The sequence below is a fragment of the Curtobacterium sp. MCLR17_051 genome (assembly GCF_003234395.1).
Lineage (GTDB): Bacteria > Actinomycetota > Actinomycetes > Actinomycetales > Microbacteriaceae > Curtobacterium > Curtobacterium flaccumfaciens.
Genome location: NZ_QKTA01000001.1, coordinates 191,987 through 207,882, shown reverse-complemented (window position 1 = coordinate 207,882; position 15,896 = coordinate 191,987). Strand labels below are relative to the sequence as shown.

At 72.3% G+C, this 15,896-nt stretch carries 16 protein-coding genes; 13 read left to right on the top strand and 3 right to left on the bottom strand.

Annotated features, from left to right (window positions below):
* Window positions 1–36 precede the first annotated feature (36 nt).
* The 5 genes from DEJ06_RS01005 to ccsB are packed head-to-tail and all read left to right on the top strand — an operon-like array spanning window position 37 to window position 4,805.
* Window positions 37–693, top strand: a complete 657-nt coding sequence (locus DEJ06_RS01005; protein WP_111038113.1) for a histidine phosphatase family protein — start codon at window positions 37–39, stop codon at window positions 691–693.
* Complete coding sequence (locus tag DEJ06_RS01000) at window positions 690–1,328, top strand: TlpA disulfide reductase family protein (protein ID WP_111038112.1); 639 nt, start codon at window positions 690–692, stop codon at window positions 1,326–1,328. Before DEJ06_RS01005 ends, DEJ06_RS01000 begins: the two co-directional genes overlap by 4 nt.
* Before the next feature lie 45 nt (window positions 1,329–1,373).
* Window positions 1,374–2,072: a cytochrome c biogenesis CcdA family protein gene (locus tag DEJ06_RS00995; protein WP_110863490.1), complete on the top strand. Its 699-nt coding sequence runs from the start codon at window positions 1,374–1,376 to the stop codon at window positions 2,070–2,072.
* On the top strand, window positions 2,056–3,780 hold the full coding sequence (locus tag DEJ06_RS00990; RefSeq protein ID WP_250896982.1) for a cytochrome c biogenesis protein ResB: 1,725 nt from the start codon (window positions 2,056–2,058) through the stop codon (window positions 3,778–3,780). Before DEJ06_RS00995 ends, DEJ06_RS00990 begins: the two co-directional genes overlap by 17 nt.
* A 5-nt stretch (window positions 3,781–3,785) precedes the next feature.
* A complete protein-coding gene (ccsB, locus tag DEJ06_RS00985; protein ID WP_110863489.1) occupies window positions 3,786–4,805 on the top strand; it encodes a c-type cytochrome biogenesis protein CcsB in 1,020 nt (339 codons plus the stop codon).
* A gap of 271 nt (window positions 4,806–5,076) precedes the next feature.
* On the opposite strand, the gene DEJ06_RS00980 is transcribed toward ccsB, so the two are convergent.
* Window positions 5,077–6,066, bottom strand: coding sequence for an o-succinylbenzoate synthase (locus DEJ06_RS00980; protein ID WP_111038111.1), 990 nt, complete (start codon window positions 6,064–6,066; stop codon window positions 5,077–5,079).
* Window positions 6,067–6,385: 319 nt separating this feature from the next.
* On the opposite strand from DEJ06_RS00980, the gene DEJ06_RS00975 reads away from it, so the two are divergent.
* Genes DEJ06_RS00975 through DEJ06_RS00960 form a run of 4 tightly spaced genes read left to right on the top strand, consistent with a single transcriptional unit; the run spans window position 6,386 to window position 9,872 of the window.
* The gene (locus DEJ06_RS00975) at window positions 6,386–6,730 is read left to right on the top strand and encodes a hypothetical protein (protein WP_071406302.1); all 345 of its coding nucleotides are present in this window, start codon (window positions 6,386–6,388) and stop codon (window positions 6,728–6,730) included.
* Between the two features lie 31 nt (window positions 6,731–6,761).
* Window positions 6,762–7,691, top strand: a complete 930-nt coding sequence (locus tag DEJ06_RS00970; RefSeq protein WP_111038110.1) for a 1,4-dihydroxy-2-naphthoyl-CoA synthase — start codon at window positions 6,762–6,764, stop codon at window positions 7,689–7,691.
* On the top strand, window positions 7,691–8,830 hold the full coding sequence (locus DEJ06_RS00965; protein ID WP_111038109.1) for an AMP-binding protein: 1,140 nt from the start codon (window positions 7,691–7,693) through the stop codon (window positions 8,828–8,830). The genes DEJ06_RS00970 and DEJ06_RS00965 overlap by 1 nt, the downstream gene beginning before the upstream one ends.
* 40 nt (window positions 8,831–8,870) lie before the next feature.
* Window positions 8,871–9,872 (top strand): 1,4-dihydroxy-2-naphthoate polyprenyltransferase, encoded by a 1,002-nt coding sequence (locus tag DEJ06_RS00960; protein ID WP_111038108.1) that lies wholly within the window; start codon window positions 8,871–8,873, stop codon window positions 9,870–9,872.
* Between the two features lie 45 nt (window positions 9,873–9,917).
* Here DEJ06_RS00960 and DEJ06_RS00955 read toward each other — a convergent pair whose 3' ends face one another.
* On the bottom strand, window positions 9,918–10,253 hold the full coding sequence (locus DEJ06_RS00955; RefSeq protein WP_111038107.1) for a DUF4229 domain-containing protein: 336 nt from the start codon (window positions 10,251–10,253) through the stop codon (window positions 9,918–9,920).
* A 64-nt stretch (window positions 10,254–10,317) separates the two neighbouring features.
* Here DEJ06_RS00955 and DEJ06_RS00950 point away from each other — a divergent pair, with 64 nt between their 5' ends.
* Window positions 10,318–10,677 carry a PLDc N-terminal domain-containing protein gene (locus tag DEJ06_RS00950; RefSeq protein ID WP_071406307.1) on the top strand — a complete coding sequence of 120 codons (360 nt, stop codon included), beginning with the start codon at window positions 10,318–10,320 and terminating at the stop codon, window positions 10,675–10,677.
* A complete protein-coding gene (gene menD / locus DEJ06_RS00945; RefSeq protein WP_111038348.1) occupies window positions 10,670–12,475 on the top strand; it encodes a 2-succinyl-5-enolpyruvyl-6-hydroxy-3-cyclohexene-1-carboxylic-acid synthase in 1,806 nt (601 codons plus the stop codon). Before DEJ06_RS00950 ends, menD begins: the two co-directional genes overlap by 8 nt.
* A 101-nt stretch (window positions 12,476–12,576) precedes the next feature.
* Here menD and DEJ06_RS00940 read toward each other — a convergent pair whose 3' ends face one another.
* Window positions 12,577–13,836, bottom strand: a complete 1,260-nt coding sequence (locus DEJ06_RS00940) for an isochorismate synthase MenF (protein ID WP_111038106.1) — start codon at window positions 13,834–13,836, stop codon at window positions 12,577–12,579.
* 86 nt (window positions 13,837–13,922) lie between these two features.
* Here DEJ06_RS00940 and DEJ06_RS00935 point away from each other — a divergent pair, with 86 nt between their 5' ends.
* Together DEJ06_RS00935 and DEJ06_RS00930 are read left to right on the top strand one after the other, a co-directional pair.
* Window positions 13,923–14,714, top strand: coding sequence for a demethylmenaquinone methyltransferase (locus DEJ06_RS00935; RefSeq protein WP_071406309.1), 792 nt, complete (start codon window positions 13,923–13,925; stop codon window positions 14,712–14,714).
* A 31-nt stretch (window positions 14,715–14,745) separates the two neighbouring features.
* A complete protein-coding gene (locus tag DEJ06_RS00930) occupies window positions 14,746–15,822 on the top strand; it encodes a polyprenyl synthetase family protein (RefSeq protein WP_111038105.1) in 1,077 nt (358 codons plus the stop codon).
* The last annotated feature ends 74 nt before the right edge of the window (window positions 15,823–15,896 follow it).

The following is a 15,896-nucleotide window of genomic DNA, read 5'->3' as shown; positions in this document are numbered from 1 at the left end:
GGCGGTGGGAACCGCGGGCGACCTACACTGGAACCCATGCCCGCGACCCGTCTCCACCTCGTCCGGCACGGAGAGGTGCACAACCCGGGCCGCGTCCTCTACGGCCGGCTCCCGGGCTTCGGGCTGAGTGACCTCGGCACGCGGATGGCGCAGGCCTCCGCGACCGCCTGGAAGGACGCCGGCGTCGACGTGCGTCGGATCGTCGCGTCCCCGCTGCAGCGCACGCAGGAGTCCGCCGCACCCTGGTCGGCCGCCTACGGGCTCGACGTGACGCTCGACGAGCGCCTGATCGAACCGACGAACCGCTACGAGGGGCAGCCCCCCGGGTTCACGAAGCGCTCGCTCGGCCGCCCGGCGGAGTGGCCGTGGATCGCGAACCCGCTGCGTCCCAGCTGGGGCGAGGCGTACGAGTCGATCGCCAACCGCATGCTCGCGGCGATGACCACGGCGTGGGAGAGCGTGGACGAGGGCGACGTCGTCCTGGTCAGCCACCAGCTGCCGATCTGGATGGTCCACCGGAAGCTCGCGGGGGAGCCCCTGTGGCACGACCCGCGCAAGCGCCGCTGTGACCTGTCGAGCATCACCACCGTCGAACGTGTGCCCGCCACGTCGACCGGTCGGTTCACCGAGGTCGGGTACGCGGACCCCGCGCAGGAACTGCGCGCGACCGCCGTCGACGAAGGAGCAGTGTGAACAGCACGAAGCGTGCGCGCGTCATCAGCAAGCGGTTCGCGGTCCTCGCAGCGACGGCCGTCGCTGCCGTGCTCGTCCTGTCCGGCTGCTCGTCGGACAGCGGCGGCATCGCGAAGCAGTACGGCAACGGCACGACCCAGAACTACATCTCCGGTGACGGTGCCGTGACCGAGGTCTCCGCGAAGGACCGCACCGACCCGGTCACCTTCCGGGCCGAGGACTCGAACGGTGACACGGTCTCGTCGAAGGACCTCCGCGGCAAGGTCGTCGTCCTGAACTTCTGGTACGCCAGCTGCCCCCCGTGCCGTGCCGAGGCGAAGTACCTCAACCAGGTGCACGACGAGTACGCCGACGCCGACGACGTCGCGTTCGTCGGTGTCAACGTGCGCGACGAAGCAGCGACCGCGGCCGCCTTCGAGCGCACCTTCGACGTGCAGTACCCGACCGTCCTCGACCAGCGCACGGGCACGATGCAGCTCGCGATGTCCGGGCAGATCGCGCCGAACGCGGTGCCGGCCACGATCGTCCTCGACACCAAGGGCCGCGTGGCCGCCCGGGTCCTCGGCGCGATCGACGGCACGAGCATCCTGCAGACCCTGGTCAGCGACGAGCTCGACGCCGGCAAGGCCTCCTGACCCGTGACCTCCAACCCCTTCGCCGACGCGATCCTGAGCGGCCAGATGGCCGTCGCGCTGCCCGTGGCGGCGCTCGCCGGGCTCGTGTCGTTCCTGTCCCCGTGCGTGCTGCCGCTCGTGCCGGGGTACCTCGGGTACGTCGGCGGTGTCGCCGAGGGCGGGCAGCGTCGGGGTCGTGTGGTGCTCGGCGTGCTGCTGTTCATCGCCGGGTTCACCGCGGTGTTCGTGGCGTACACGACGGTGTTCGGCGCGCTCGGCTTCTGGCTCGTGCGGTGGCGCGACCTCATCACGCAGATCCTCGGGGTCGTCGTGATCGCGATGGGCCTGGTGTTCGTCGGTCGGTTCACGTTCCTGCAGCGCACCATCAAGCCCAGCTGGACCCCGGCCACCGGGATCCTCGGCGCCCCACTGCTCGGCATCGTGTTCGGCCTCGGCTGGACCCCGTGCCTCGGCCCGACGCTGGCGGCCATCAACCTGCTCAGCGTGCAGTCGGGCAGCGCCTGGCAGGGCATGTGGCTCGGGGTGGCGTACTGCCTCGGGCTCGGCATCCCGTTCGTCCTCGTCGCCCTCGGCGCCGGCTGGGCCACGGGGGCCATCGCGGCGGTGAAGCGTCACATGCGCACCGTCAACATCATCGGAGGAGCAATCCTGATCGTCATCGGTCTGCTCATGGTCACCGGTATCTGGTCGGCCGTCATGTCGAGCGTGGGGGCGGTGATCCAGAGCTTTGTCCCCGCGGTCTGACCTGAACGAGCACATCCCGACGGGCGCAGGCGACGGAGCCGACAGCGCCTCCGACCCGCAGCGACCGTCCGACCACGTCGACGGCTCCGGCCCCACCGACGGCGGCATCAACCAGCCGAAGCTCGGCTTCGTCGGGTACCTCCGGTTCTTCTGGCGGCAGCTGACGAGCATGCGCACGGCGCTGTTCCTGCTCATGCTGCTCGCCCTCGCGGCGATCCCGGGCTCGCTCGTCCCGCAGCGCACCGCCGACCCGAACGGCGTCGTGCAGTACAAGGCGGACCACCCGCAGCTCTACCCGGTCCTCGACAAGCTGCAGGTCTTCGACACCTACACCTCGGTGTGGTTCTCCGCGATCTACCTGCTGCTCTTCATCTCGCTCATCGGCTGCATCGTGCCCCGCACGAAGCACCACTGGCAGGCACTGCGGACCCGTCCGCCGAAGACCCCCGCGCGCCTGACGCGACTGGCGGGCTTCCGCACGGTGGCGGTGCAGCCGGACGCGATGATCGACGGGACGACCGGGATCGACGCGACCACGGGCCTCCCGTCCGCCGAGCACGCGGTGACGCGCGCGATGGCGATCCTGAAGCGGTCCGGGTACCGCGTCGAGCGGTTCGGCGACTCGGTGAGCGCGGAGCGCGGCTACCTGCGCGAGACCGGCAACCTGGTGTTCCACGCCGCCCTGGTCGGGGTGCTCCTGGCGGTCGGGGTCGGCGGTGGCTTCGGCTTCACCGGTCAGCGCCTGCTGGTCGAGGGCCAGACGTTCTCGAACGTGCTCGGCTCGTACGACTCGTTCAACCCCGGTCGCTGGTTCCAGCAGACCGACCTCAAGGGCTACAACCTCCGGCTCGACAAGTTCGTGACGAAGTACGAGGAGCGCAACCTCGACGCCCTCGGGCAGGCGCTCGACTACTCGGCCACGGTCACGAGCACCGAGAAGGGCGGCGAGCCGAAGACGAGCCGCCTCGGCGTGAACGATCCGCTGCACGTCGGCGGCACCAACGTCTACCTGCTCGGCAACGGCTACGCGATGCAGGTCACGGTGCGCGACGGCGACGGCAACGTGGCCTTCAAGGACGTCGTGCCGTTCCTGCCGGAGGACGCGAACTACACCTCCACCGGCGTCATCAAGGTGCCGGACGCGAAGCCGGACCAGCTCGGCATGGTCGGGTTCTTCTACCCCACGGCATCGAAGCTCGCGAGCGGCGCCTACTCGAGTGCCTACCCGGACACCCAGAACCCGCTGCTGACGCTGCAGGTCTACACGGGCGACCTCGGGCTCGACAGCGGAGTCCCGCAGAGCGTGTACACGCTCAGCACCAAGGGGCTCGACCAGATCGCCGGTCGGCAGTCGGACACCGCGAGCATCGCGCTGAAGCCCGGCCAGACGAAGAAGCTCCCGGAGGGTGCCGGGTCGATCACGTTCGACGGCGTCAAGCGGTACGTCTCCCTCGACGTGCACCACGACCCCTCGCAGCTCTGGGTGGGCGGGTTCGCCCTGCTCTCCACCCTCGGCCTGCTCACCTCGCTGTTCGTCCCGCGCCGTCGCGTCTGGGTGAAGGTCGTCCCGCGCACGGACACGGCGGGCGGCGAGTACGACCTCGAGTACGCCGGACTCGCACGCGGCGAGGACCCGAACCTCGAACGGGCCGTCGCGGACATCGCACAGCGCCACACGTCGGACCTCGGAGTTAGGATGCCCCAGTGAACGACATGACCACGAACCTCGCGACCTACTCGGTCGTGCTCACGTACTCCGCGATGGCGGTGTACGTGGTCGCGTTCATCTCGTTCGCCCTCGACATGGCCAAACGCTCCGGCGACGTCACGGCCGCCGCGAAGAACGCGGGCGCCGACGACAGCTCGGCCGACGCGGCCAGCGCTGCGGCAGCACCCGGCGCGAAGACGGTCGCGACCGTCCGCGGCGGCACCGTCGTGCTCGAGCAGGTCGCCGCACCGCCGTCGGGCGGTTCGGCCGGCCGCGGCACGAAGTTCGAGCGCGTCGGCATGGCGATGACGATCCTCGCGCTCGTCCTGCACGTCGCCTCGGTCGTCCTCCGCGGCATCGCGGCCGACCGTGTGCCGTGGGGCAACATGTTCGAGTTCTCGCTGACCGGCACGGCGCTGATCACGCTGATCTTCCTGCTCGTGCAGTTCTGGCAGAACCTGAAGTTCCTCGGTGTCTTCATCACCGGCCTGACGATCATCCTGCTCGGCATCGCGACCGTGAACTACTGGGTCCCCGTCGTCCCGCTGCAGCCGGCCCTGCAGTCGTACTGGCTGGTCATCCACGTGTTCGTGGCGATCGCCGGCACCGGGTTCTTCGCGCTCGGCGCGGGGCTCGCGGTGGCGCAGCTCGTGCAGACGTACCGCCAGGGCCGCACGGCCTCCGGCAAGCTCCGCTTCATGGCGACGCTGCCCGACGCCGACCGGCTCGAGGTCCTGACCTACCGCGTCCTGCTCGTCGGCTTCGTCCTGTGGACCTTCACGCTCATCGCCGGTGCGATCTGGGCCGAGCGCGCCTGGGGTCGCTACTGGGGCTGGGACACGAAAGAGGTCTGGACCTTCATCATCTGGGTCGTCTACGCGGGCTACATCCACGCCCGTGCGACCCGTGGCTGGCGCGGTGCGCGGTCGTCCTGGCTGGCCCTCATCGGCTTCGCTGCGGTGATGTTCAACTTCTCGGTCGTGAACGTCTTCTTCAAGGGCCTGCACAGCTACTCGGGTCTGTGAGTCACGCGGGTCGCTGACGCGGCCCTGGTCGCGATCACGACCGGACGGGAGGCACGGTGCCAGCTGGCACCGTGCCTCCCGTCCGTCCTCCGGGGTGCGTGCACGGCCAGGAAGACGCCGTCGTGTCGGTGGGACGCCGCGTCATCGGTGAGACGCCGCTGATTACGGCGGCGTCTCGATGACTCGGCGGCGCCGAAAGGAGACGCCGGCGTCGAACTGAGACGCCGGCGTCTTCCGGAGACGCCGGCGTCTCGTGAGGACGCGGCGGGCGCTACCCGGCGGCGAGCAGATCGTGCACGCGGGCCACCCGCGCACGCCACCACGCCGTGCGCTCCGGCGACGCGGCGTACCGGTCCACCAGCTCCAGCGCGACGTCGACGCGGCGCACCGGCACCCGACCGCCGACCGGCAGCAGCGGATCGGTCGTGACGTCCCCGGCGAACATGGCCGCCGTCCCGAGCCCGGCGGCGTACCCGGGCGTCATCGCCGCAGCGGCCAGGAACGCTCCCATGCCGAGCCCGACCGAGGTGTCGAGCGCACTGGAGACGACGCACGGCAGCCCGGCGTCGGCGATGACGGCACGGGCCGCGGTGGTCCCGCCGAGCGGCTGGGCCTTCACGACCAGGACGTCGGCGGCACCGGCCCGGGCGACGGCGAGGGGGTCGCTCGCCTTCCGGACGCTCTCGTCCGCGGCGACCCGGACGCCGAGGCCGGCGATCCGCGACCGGAGCTCCGCGAGCTCGGGCACCGTCGCGCAGGGCTGCTCGGCGTACTGCAGGTCGAACGGTGCGAGCCGCTCCAGCGCCGCGGTGGCCTGCTCCACGCTCCACAGCCCGTTCGCGTCGACCCGGACCGCGGCCTCGGGCCCCATCACCCGGCGGACCGCGGCGACACGGGCGACGTCGTCGTCGACGGTCGTGCCGGGTTCGGCGACCTTGACCTTGGCCGTCGTACAGCCGGGGTACCGGGCGAGCAGATCGGCGACGTCGGCGGCGGCGATCGCGGGGACGGTGGCGTTGACCGGCACGGAGTCGGCGGCGGGTTCGTGGTCCGTCCACCCGAAGTCGACGGTGGCCCGCAGCCAGGCGGCGGCCTCGGCGTCGTCGTACTCGACGAACGGGGAGAACTCGGTCCAGCCGGCGGGTCCGCGCAGCACGACCGCCTCGCGCGTGGTGATGCCGCGGAACCGCACCCGCATGGGCAGGGCCACCACGTGGGCGTCGGCGAGGAGGTCGGCGAGGTCGGGGAGCACGTCCGCCATCCTCCCACCGCACCCAGGGGGCCCGCCGGTTCCTCGGAGGGGACCGCCAGGGCAGGGCACTAGCATGCATCGGTCGGCCTCGGTCGGCAGGGGAACGACCCGGAACGAGGGAGGCTCGGTGGCGGTGGATCCGCGGCAGCGCGCAGCACAGCAGCGTGCATCGCAGCGCCCGTCCGACCCGTCGAGCGCCGGAGCAGCACGCCCGGCGGCCTCGACTCGTCCGGCAGCTGCAGCGCGACCCTCGGCGGCGACCCGCCCGGCAGCGGGCGCTCGATCCGCGGCGGCTCCCGGGCGCGACTCCGATGACTTCGCCCGCCTCATGCAGCGCAACACCGTCGACGTCCGGCAGACGGGTGGCACGAAGCGCCGCAACCCCGTCGTCGGCAAGATCGCCCTCGGCCTGGCCGTGGTGTCCGCCGCGGTCGACGCCAGTGCCTTCGCCGTGTTCATGGGCGGTGACACGAACTTCGCCTTCGGGATCTGCTTCGTCGTCGTGTTCCTGACGCTCGTCGCCGCCGTGCTCGGGTTCGTCGCCGCCGTCGGCTCGTTCGGACGCTGGTACGGCGCCGTCGGGGTCGTCCTGGCGTTCTTCGCGAACCCCGTCATCCTCATCGTGATCATGGTGTTCGTCGCGCCGGAGATCCTGACCGACATGGGCGCCTGACCCGCCAGACGCCCGGCGGTACGTTGGGAGCATGGCTGCTCCCGTCTCCGACCTGTTCGACCCCGACGTCTGGACCACCGCTCCGATCGCGGAGCAGTTCACCGACATCACGTACCACAAGCACGTCTCCAAGGGCATCGTCCGGGTCGCCTTCGACCGTCCGGAGGTCCGCAACGCCTTTCGCCCGCGCACGGTCGACGAGCTCTACCGCGCCCTCGACGACGCGCGGCAGGACCCCCGTGTCGGCGTCGTGCTGCTCACCGGCAACGGCCCGAGCCCGAAGGACGGCGGGTGGGCGTTCTGCTCCGGCGGCGACCAGCGCATCCGGGGGCGGAGCGGCTACCAGTACGTCGGCGACGAGGGTGCGCCGCCCGCGGGTGTGGACCCCGCGGCCGCCCAGGCGTCGATGGGCCGGCTGCACATCCTCGAGGTCCAGCGGCTGATCCGGATGATGCCCAAGGTCGTCATCGCGGTCGTCCCGGGCTGGGCTGCGGGCGGTGGGCACTCCCTGCACGCGATCTGCGACCTCACCATCGCGAGCGCCGAGCACGGGAAGTTCAAGCAGACCGATGCCGACGTCGGCTCGTTCGACGGCGGCTACGGCAGCGCCTACTACGCCAAGCAGATCGGGCAGAAGTTCGCCCGCGAGGTCTTCTTCCTCGCCCAGGAGTACTCCGCCCAGCGCGCGTACGAGATGGGTGCGGTGAACGCCGTGGTGCCGCACGAGGACCTGGAGCGTGAGGCGATCCGCTGGGGCGAGATCGTGCTCGGCAAGTCGCCGACGGCGATCCGGATGCTCAAGTACGCGTTCAACGCCGTGGACGACGGCATGGTCGGCCAGCAGGTGTTCGCGGGCGAGGCGACGCGGTTGGCCTACGGCACCGACGAGGCCGTCGAGGGCCGCGACTCGTTCCTCGAGAAGCGCGCTCCCGAGTGGACCGCGTTCCCCTGGCACTACTGATGCCCCGTCCGCTGGTCGCGACCGGTACGTCGGACCCGACGGCCGTGCTGCGCGGCCTGGAGGCAGCACTCGCCGGCGGCCCCGCACTGCTCCCCGTCGCCGAGGGGGCACCGGCCCTGCCGACGCCACCTCCGGCCGAGGTCCGGCAGGCGGTCGCCCTGGTGGTCGAGACGAGCGGGTCCACCGGCACCGGCAAGCGCGTGGCGCTCTCGTCCGAGGCGCTCCTCGCCGGTGCTGCCGCGGCGGACGCGGCACTCGGTGGGCCCGGGCGCTGGGTGCTCGCGCTGCCGACGCACTACATCGCCGGCATCAACGTCCTGACCCGCTCGATCACCGCGGGCACCGAACCCGTCGTCGTGCCACCCGGGCACTTCGCGGCCGCCGCGTTCACCGAGGCCGCCGAACGGCTGGTCACCGGTCCGGCCGCGCCGCGTCGCTACACCTCGCTGGTGCCGGTGCAGCTCGCCCGGGTCCTCGACGACCCGGACGCCACCCGTGCGCTCGCCCGGTTCGACGCGGTCCTGGTCGGCGGGCAGGCCACCCCAGCGCCGCTCCGGCAGCGTGCGCTCGACGTCGGGGTCCGGGTCGTGACGACCTACGGTGCGAGCGAGACGAGCGGCGGATGCGTCTACGACGGCGTCCCGTTCGGCACGGTGCGCACCGCGCTGGTCGACGGCGAGCTGCACCTGGCGGGGCCGATGCTCGCCGAGGGGTACCTGGACGACGACGCCCGCACGGCGTCGGCCTTCGTCGAGCGGGACGGGCTGCGCTGGTACCGGACCGGGGACACCGCGACCCTGTCCGACGGCGTGGTCCGCGTGCTCGGACGCCTCGACGACGTGGTGATCTCCGGCGGCGAGAAGGTCCAGCTCGGTGCGGTCGAACGGCTCGTCCGCGGGCTGCCCGGGCAGGAGACCGCTGTCGTCGCCCGGCGCTCGGCGGGGGAGTGGGGCGAGGTCCCGGTCGTCATCACCGAGCAGCCGCTCGACCTCGATGCCGTGCGTGCGCACGTCGGCGCCACCCTGGGCCGAGCCGCCCGGCCGGCGGACGTCGTCGTGCTGGACCGGATCCCGCTGCTGTCGTCGGGCAAACCCGACCGTCGGGCCGTGCAGGCGCTCGTGGAGCCGGGCCGCCCGTAGGGACCGCGAGCGGCCGGGCGGCGCATCGGCAATATGATCGGTGCTCGTGGCACGAACGAAGAACTCGACGCAGAAGCAGGGCCGGTCCGGCAACCCGGCGAAGGCCGCTGCCCCCGCCCGCACCAAGCGGAAGGCGACCGCACGCGACTGGATCGGCGGCGCACGCCTGCGCACCCTGACCCTCGGTGTCGTCCCGGTCGTGCTCGGCACCGCCGTCGCGTTCGTCGACAGCGGGGAGCCCGGCGACTTCGGCGACTACCTGGCGAAGGACGGCCACCTCGCCGTCGCGCTGCTCGCCCTGGCCGTGGCGCTCTTCCTGCAGATCGGTGTGAACTACAGCAACGACTACTCCGACGGGGTCCGCGGCACCGACGAGTACCGCGTCGGCCCGGCACGACTCACCGGAGCCGGTCTGGCCAACCCCCGGACCGTGCTCACCGTCGCCCTGACGTTCTTCGGCCTGGCCGCGGTCGCCGGCCTGGTCATCGTGCTGCTCACCCAGCTGTGGTGGCTGCTGCTCGTGGGGGCCGCCGCCATCGTCGCAGCCTGGTTCTACACGGGCGGCAAGAAGCCGTACGGGTACAACGCCCTGGGCGAGGTCTTCGTCTTCGTCTTCTTCGGGCTGGTCGCCGTGCTCGGCACCCAGTTCGTGCAGATCCGCGAGGTCACGGTCAGCGGCTGGGCAGCCGCGGTGGCCGCCGGGTTCTTCGCCTGCGCGGTCCTGATGGTGAACAACATCCGCGACATCGACGAGGACCAGCTGGCGGGCAAGCGCACGCTCGCCGTGGTCGTCGGGCGTCCGGTGGCCCGCGTCCTGTACGGCCTGTTCCTGATGCTGCCGTACGTCGTGCTGCTCTGGTTCGTGCTGCTGTACTTCCGCACGGGCTTCACGTACTTCTCGCTGCTGTTGGCGCTGCCGGCACTGGCGATCGGGGTGTCGTCACGGAAGCCCCGCGAGCTCATCACGGCCCTGCAGCTGTCGTCGTTCGCCTCGCTCGCCTTCGGCGTGGTGCTCGGGATCACCCTGGCCGTCCAGCCGTAGCCGTTCCGGCTGCTCCACCGGACGGCCCCGCCCTCGCGCTCGGAGTCAGTCGGCGTCGGTGTCCCGGCGCGCCCCGTGCCGGTCGGCGTCGGACACCGGACGGACGGTCGGGGTGGCCGCGGCGTCGGAGTCGGCGGCGTCGACGAAGTCGTCCTCGAAGTCCGAGTCCGCGTCGCGCTCCGGGGTACCGCGGCGGTTCGCCAGGCTCAGCGCGACCTGCGTGCGCAGTCCGGACAGAGCGATGTACGAGATGAGCAGGCCCACCAGGGCGGCCACGATCGTCGCCCAGTACCACGGCATCGGCGTCAGGAGCAGGAGGAGCACGAGCGCCACCACGAAGATGCCGAGCCGAGCCAGGGTGTACAGGAGCCACGCTTTCACACGGTGAGTCTACGGAGCGCCGACCGGCAGGGGCATCACAGGGTCGCGACCTAGACTTCACCGCATGGTCCGCTTGTGGTTGATCGTCGCCGTGGCCGCCGTCGCCTTCACGGTGTACGCGGCCATCGACTGCGGCACGATGCCGCGTCAGCGCGTCCGTTCCCTGCGTCGCGGCGTGTGGCTGCTGCTCGTCATCATCCTGCCCGTCCTCGGTGGCGTGCTCTGGTTCCTGCTGGGCCGCACCCCGGCGGCCGACCCCGGTGCGTCGGCCCGCTACCGTGGACCCGAAGACGACCCGGACTTCCTCGGCACCACGCCGGAGCCGGGCACCACCCTCACGGACAAGGACCAGGACGACGCGACCCTCCGAGACCTCGAAGACCAGTTCCACGAGCGCGACGACGACGGCCGCACCGATCGCTGACGGGCCCGCCGGTTCGGGCAGCCCGGCGACGGACACCGCGCTCGCCCTCCTGCAGGAACTCGTGCGTGCCGGCGTCACCGACGTCGTGGTGAGCCCCGGTTCGCGTTCCCAGGCACTCGCCCTCGCGGCAGTCGCCCTCGAGCGCGCCGGCGGGTTGACCGTGCACGTGCGGTTGGACGAACGGACCGCCGGGTTCTTCGCACTCGGGCTCGCCGTCGAGACGCACCGACCCGCAGCGGTGGTGACGACGTCGGGCACCGCGGTGGCCAACCTGCACCCCGCCGTGCTCGAGGCGCACCACTCCGGCGTGCCGATGATCGTGCTGAGCGCCGACCGTCCCGACGAACTGCGCGGCATCGGCAGCAACCAGACCACCGTCCAGCCGGGGATCTTCGGCCAGGCCGTCGCCTTCGTCCGCGACGTCGAGGCCCCGTCGACGCACGGCGTCGACGGCTCGGTCCGCGACACCCTGCGCACCCTCGCCCGCCAGGCGGTCGCCGCCGCAGCCGGGCACACCGGACAGCCCGGTCCCGCGCAGCTCAACGTCGCGTTCCGCGAGCCGCTGTCGGCCGGACTCGCCCCGGAGCACGTCAGCCCCGTGCCCGAGGACGAGGTCGACCTGGCGTTCGCGACCCGCCGGGCGCACACGGGTCTGCCGGTCGCCGAACTCACCCCGGACGACGAACCGGGCACCGTCGTCATCGCCGGGCACGATGCCGGCGAGGACGCCGAGCGGATCGCCTGGGAACTCGGGGCGCCGCTCCTCGCCGAGGTCTCGAGCGGCGCGCGCTTCGGCCGCAACCTGGTCGTCGCCTACCGCGAACTCCTGCGCGACGCGGACCACGGCGGCGCCGTCCGCCGCGCCGTCGTGCTCGGCCACCCGACCCTCAGCAGAGAGGTCCCCGCGCTCCTGCAGCGCGACGGGGTCGAGGCGATCGTCGTCCGCGGACCGGCGGCCGACCCCTTCGACCCGGCCCGTGCCTCTCCCCACCGGCACGGCCCGGACGCCGCTGGCGCGTCGCCCGGGAACCGGCGGCGTGGGCCCAGCGAATCATTGACCACCTTCGTGTCCGACGTCCGCGTGACGGGCCGCACCCGGCCGGAGCACCGCGCGTGGGTCGGCCGCTGGGTCGGCGCCAGCCGACGGATCCTGGGGGACGGCGATGCCGGCCCGGACCTCGACGCCAAGCGCTCCGCCGACCGTGCCGAGCGGAACAAGTTCCTGCGTGACGAGGTCGCGCTCCGTCGCCGACCCGTCGACCGGGCCATGCTCGCCGAGGCCGTCTGGGGGGTGACCTGGCCGCACGACCGGCTGGTCCTCGGGGCGTCGCAGCTCATCCGTGAAGCCGACGCCCGGGTGCTCGGCAAGAAGATCCGGGTGCACGCGAACCGCGGGCTCGCGGGTATCGACGGCACCGTCTCGACCGCACTCGGCATCGCCGCGGCGCTCGAGCAGTCCTCGGCCTCCGTGGGCACCACACGCGTGCTCCTCGGCGACCTGACCCTGCTGCACGACCTCGGAGCGTTCGTCACCGGCACCGAGGAACGCACCCACCGGGTGCAGGTCGTCGTCGGCAACGACCACGGCGGCGCGATCTTCCGCGGGCTCGAGGTGGCGAAGACCACGCCCGAAGCCGACATGCGGCGGATGATGTCGACCCCGCAGCACGTCGACGTCGAACGGGTCGTCACGGGCCTCGGGTGGGAGTACCGCCGGGCGGCGACGTGGGGTGACCTGGAGCGGGTGCTCACCGACCCGGCCGAGCGGGTCGTGATCGAGGTTCCGCTGGCCGACTGACCGGCCAGCGGCTGTCGGGACCGCGCGGCCACGAGGGTCGCGCGACCGCGTGGATCCCGCGACCGCGTGGATCGCGCGACCGCGTGGGTCGCGCGCCTGCCTCAGGCCAGCGCGTCGGTGATCGGCCGGAACTTCAGCGCCGTCTCGGCGACCTCGCGCGCCGGCTCCGAGCCGGCCACGATCCCGGCCCCCGCCCAGGCCCGGACGGTGCCGTCGTCGTCGATCCGGGCGCTGCGGAGCGCGAGCATCCACTCGCCGTCGCCCGTCGCGCTCATCCACCCGACCGGCCCGGCGTAGCGGCCGCGGTCGACGCCCTCGAGCTCGGCGACGAGCCGCACGGCCACGTCCGTCGGGGTCCCGGCGACCGCGGCCGTCGGGTGCAGGGCGTCGGCGACGTCCAGCGACGTGGTGTCGGGCGGCAGCGTGGCCTGCACGTCGGTCGCCAGGTGCCACAGGTTCGGCAGCTGCAGCCGGAACGGTTCGGCGTCGGCGCGCAGGTCCGTCGCGAGCGGTGCGAGGGCCGCGAGCAGACTGTCGATCGCGAAGGTGTGCTCCTCGACGTCCTTGGCACTGCTGGCCAGGGCCTCGGCGGCGGCCCGGTCGGACACCTCGTCGGTGCCCCGGGCGGCGCTGCCGGCGAGCACCCGTGCGGTCAACCGTGTGCCGTCGGTGCGGGCGAGGGTCTCGGGGGTGGCGCCGACCAGTCCGTCCACCGCGAAGGTCACGCACTGCGGGTAGGCGGCCGCGAGGTCGAGCAGGACCGCCCGTCGATCGGCTCCCGGCGGCAGCGTGCCGACGAGATCGCGGGCGAGCACGACCTTGCGGGCGTCCCCGGCCACGATGCGGCGGACCGCCTCGGTCACGTTGGCGGCGTAGGTGTCCTCGTCGATGTGCCCGGGACGCAGGGCCACGGAGACGTGCGGCCCGACGTGGGGGACTGGGACCGAGGTCCGGGTGAAGGCCAGGGGCTCCGCGCCGAGCGTGGTGTCGATCGCGGTCAGCCAGGCCTTGCCGCGACGCCGGCCGAGGACCACCCGGGGCACGATGAGCACGCTCTCGTCGGCGGAGTCGTCGGCGAAGGCGAACGACCCGAACGCGACGAGCCCCGACCCGCGCAGCTGCACCGGGTCGTCGACGACGGCGGTCTCGACGATGCTGCGCCAGAGGGCCGCGGCGTCCCGCATCCGGTCGGGGCCGGTGAACGTGAACCGGAGCGCCTCACCGATGCCGACGATGCCGTCGCCGTTCCGGACGAAGGCGAGGGGACGGTCGCGGAGCGTGTGGCGGAGGACGGCGCCCGGGTCGTCGAGGATCCGGGTCGAGACCGTCAGCGGGGGCGCCGCCGTGGTGGTTCGGGTCACGGCTCCGATGCTACGCGCCGATCCCGCACCGCCCGGGTGGCTGCGAGTCCGGTGAACGCTCGGTCGGGACCTCTAGGATTGATCGTGTGAGCAGAGCGGACCTGAACAAGCGCCCGGACGAGGTGGCGGCGATGTTCGACGACGTCGCGGCCAAGTACGACCTCACGAACGACATCCTGTCGGCGGGCAACGCCCCGCTGTGGCGTGTCGCGACGGTCCGCGCGGTCGACCCGCAGCCCGGCGAGAAGGTCCTCGACATCGCCGCGGGCACCGGGACCAGTGCAGCGGCCTTCGCCAAGAAGGGCGCCGAGGTCACCGCGCTCGACCTGTCCGCCGGCATGATCGCCGTCGGCCGCGAACGCCACCCCGAGATCACCTTCGTCGAGGGCAACGCCGAGCAGCTGCCCTTCGACGACGACACGTTCGACGCCGTCACGATCTCGTTCGGGCTGCGCAACGTGAACGACCCCAAGCAGGCGCTCGCCGAGATGCTGCGCGTCCTGAAGCCCGGTGGCCGCGTCGTCATCTGTGAGTTCTCGACGCCGCCCCGCGCCCTGCTGCGCCTCGGCTACGGCACCTACCTGAAGCGCGTGCTCCCGGGCATCGCGCGGCTCTCGAGCAGCAACCCGGCCGCCTACCGCTACCTCGCCGAGTCGATCGACGCGTGGCCCGACCAGCAGGTGCTCACCCAGTGGCTCCGCGGTGTCGGCTTCTCGGTGGTCGCCTACCGCAACCTGACGGCCGGTATCGTCGCACTGCACCGTGGCCGCAAGCCCGTCGCCGACACGGTGCGCGAGTCCGCGGCACGGCGCGCGAAGGCCCGCCGTGACCACCAGAACACCGGCGAGCAGCCGCGCGTCGACCCGGCCGCCGACTGACCGGTCATCACCCCCGAAGACGGAGCAGCACTTGAATCCGAGCGTCCCGGTCGCACGTCGCGCGCCGAGCCTGCGCGCATCGCTGGGCATCGGCGAGCGGTTGTTCGCCACGCCTGCCGACCGACGCTTCATCTCCGCGGTCGACGACGGGCTCGAACTCGTCGAGCAGGGGCTCGAGGACGCCATGCGCTCCACCGACACCCTCGCCGACACCACCAGCCGGTACCTGCTGTCCGCCGGTGGCAAGCGCATCCGTCCGACCCTGACGCTCCTCATCGCCCAGCTCGGTGACGGCGTGACCGACGCCGTGGTCAAGGCCGCGGTGAGCATCGAGACCACGCACCTGGCGTCGCTGTACCACGACGACGTCATGGACGAAGCGCCCGTGCGACGCGGGGTCCCCGCCGCGCAGATCACCTACGGCAACAACGTGGCGATCCTCACCGGCGACCTGCTCTTCGCCCGCGCCAGCCTGATCACGGCCGACCTCGGCACCGAGGGCATCCGGATGCAGGCCGAGACCTTCCAGCGCCTCTGCATGGGGCAGCTGCACGAGACCACGGGGCCGCAGCCGGACGACGACCCGCTCGAGCACTACATCCAGGTGCTCAGCGACAAGACCGGCTCGCTCATCGCCACCGCCGCCCGCGCCGGCGTGATGTTCTCCGGTGCCGACCGCGCCTACCTGGACGCCGTCGGTACCTTCGGCGAGAAGGTCGGCGTGGCCTTCCAGCTCGTCGACGACGTCATCGACCTCGCCCCCGCGACGGACAAGACCGGCAAGATCGCCGGCAACGACCTGCGCGCCGGCGTGGACACGCTGCCGGTCCTGCAGCTGCGCCGGATGGCCTCGATGGATCCGTCCGCGCAGCACCTGGTCGAGCGCATCGAGCGCGACGTCAACGGTGCGCCCGACGACGTGGTCGACTCCGCGCCGTACCAGTCGGCCGTCGCCGCGCTCCGCGAGCACGAGGCCACCGCGGCGACCCGAGCCGTCGCCGTCGCCTGGGCCCGCGAAGCCGTCGCCGCCCTCGCCCCGCTCCCCGACGGCACCGTGAAACGGGCACTCACCCGCTTCGCGGACTCCGTCGTCGACCGAAGCCGCTGAACACCCCTCCCGACGGCGCACGCACTGCGGCCCGGTCGGGAGGCCCCCCGGGAACCCCCACCCGAACGAACTGG

Coding starts and splice junctions, on each gene's coding strand:
- ccsB (WP_110863489.1), top strand. CDS start 3,786: ATGACCACGAACCTCGCGACCTACTCGGTCGTGCTCACGTACTCCGCG.
- DEJ06_RS00975 (WP_071406302.1), top strand. CDS start 6,386: ATGCAGCGCAACACCGTCGACGTCCGGCAGACGGGTGGCACGAAGCGC.
- DEJ06_RS00965 (WP_111038109.1), top strand. CDS start 7,691: ATGCCCCGTCCGCTGGTCGCGACCGGTACGTCGGACCCGACGGCCGTG.
- DEJ06_RS01005 (WP_111038113.1), top strand. CDS start 37: ATGCCCGCGACCCGTCTCCACCTCGTCCGGCACGGAGAGGTGCACAAC.
- DEJ06_RS00970 (WP_111038110.1), top strand. CDS start 6,762: ATGGCTGCTCCCGTCTCCGACCTGTTCGACCCCGACGTCTGGACCACC.
- DEJ06_RS00980 (WP_111038111.1), bottom strand. CDS start 6,066: ATGGCGGACGTGCTCCCCGACCTCGCCGACCTCCTCGCCGACGCCCAC.
- DEJ06_RS00950 (WP_071406307.1), top strand. CDS start 10,318: ATGGTCCGCTTGTGGTTGATCGTCGCCGTGGCCGCCGTCGCCTTCACG.
- DEJ06_RS00995 (WP_110863490.1), top strand. CDS start 1,374: ATGGCCGTCGCGCTGCCCGTGGCGGCGCTCGCCGGGCTCGTGTCGTTC.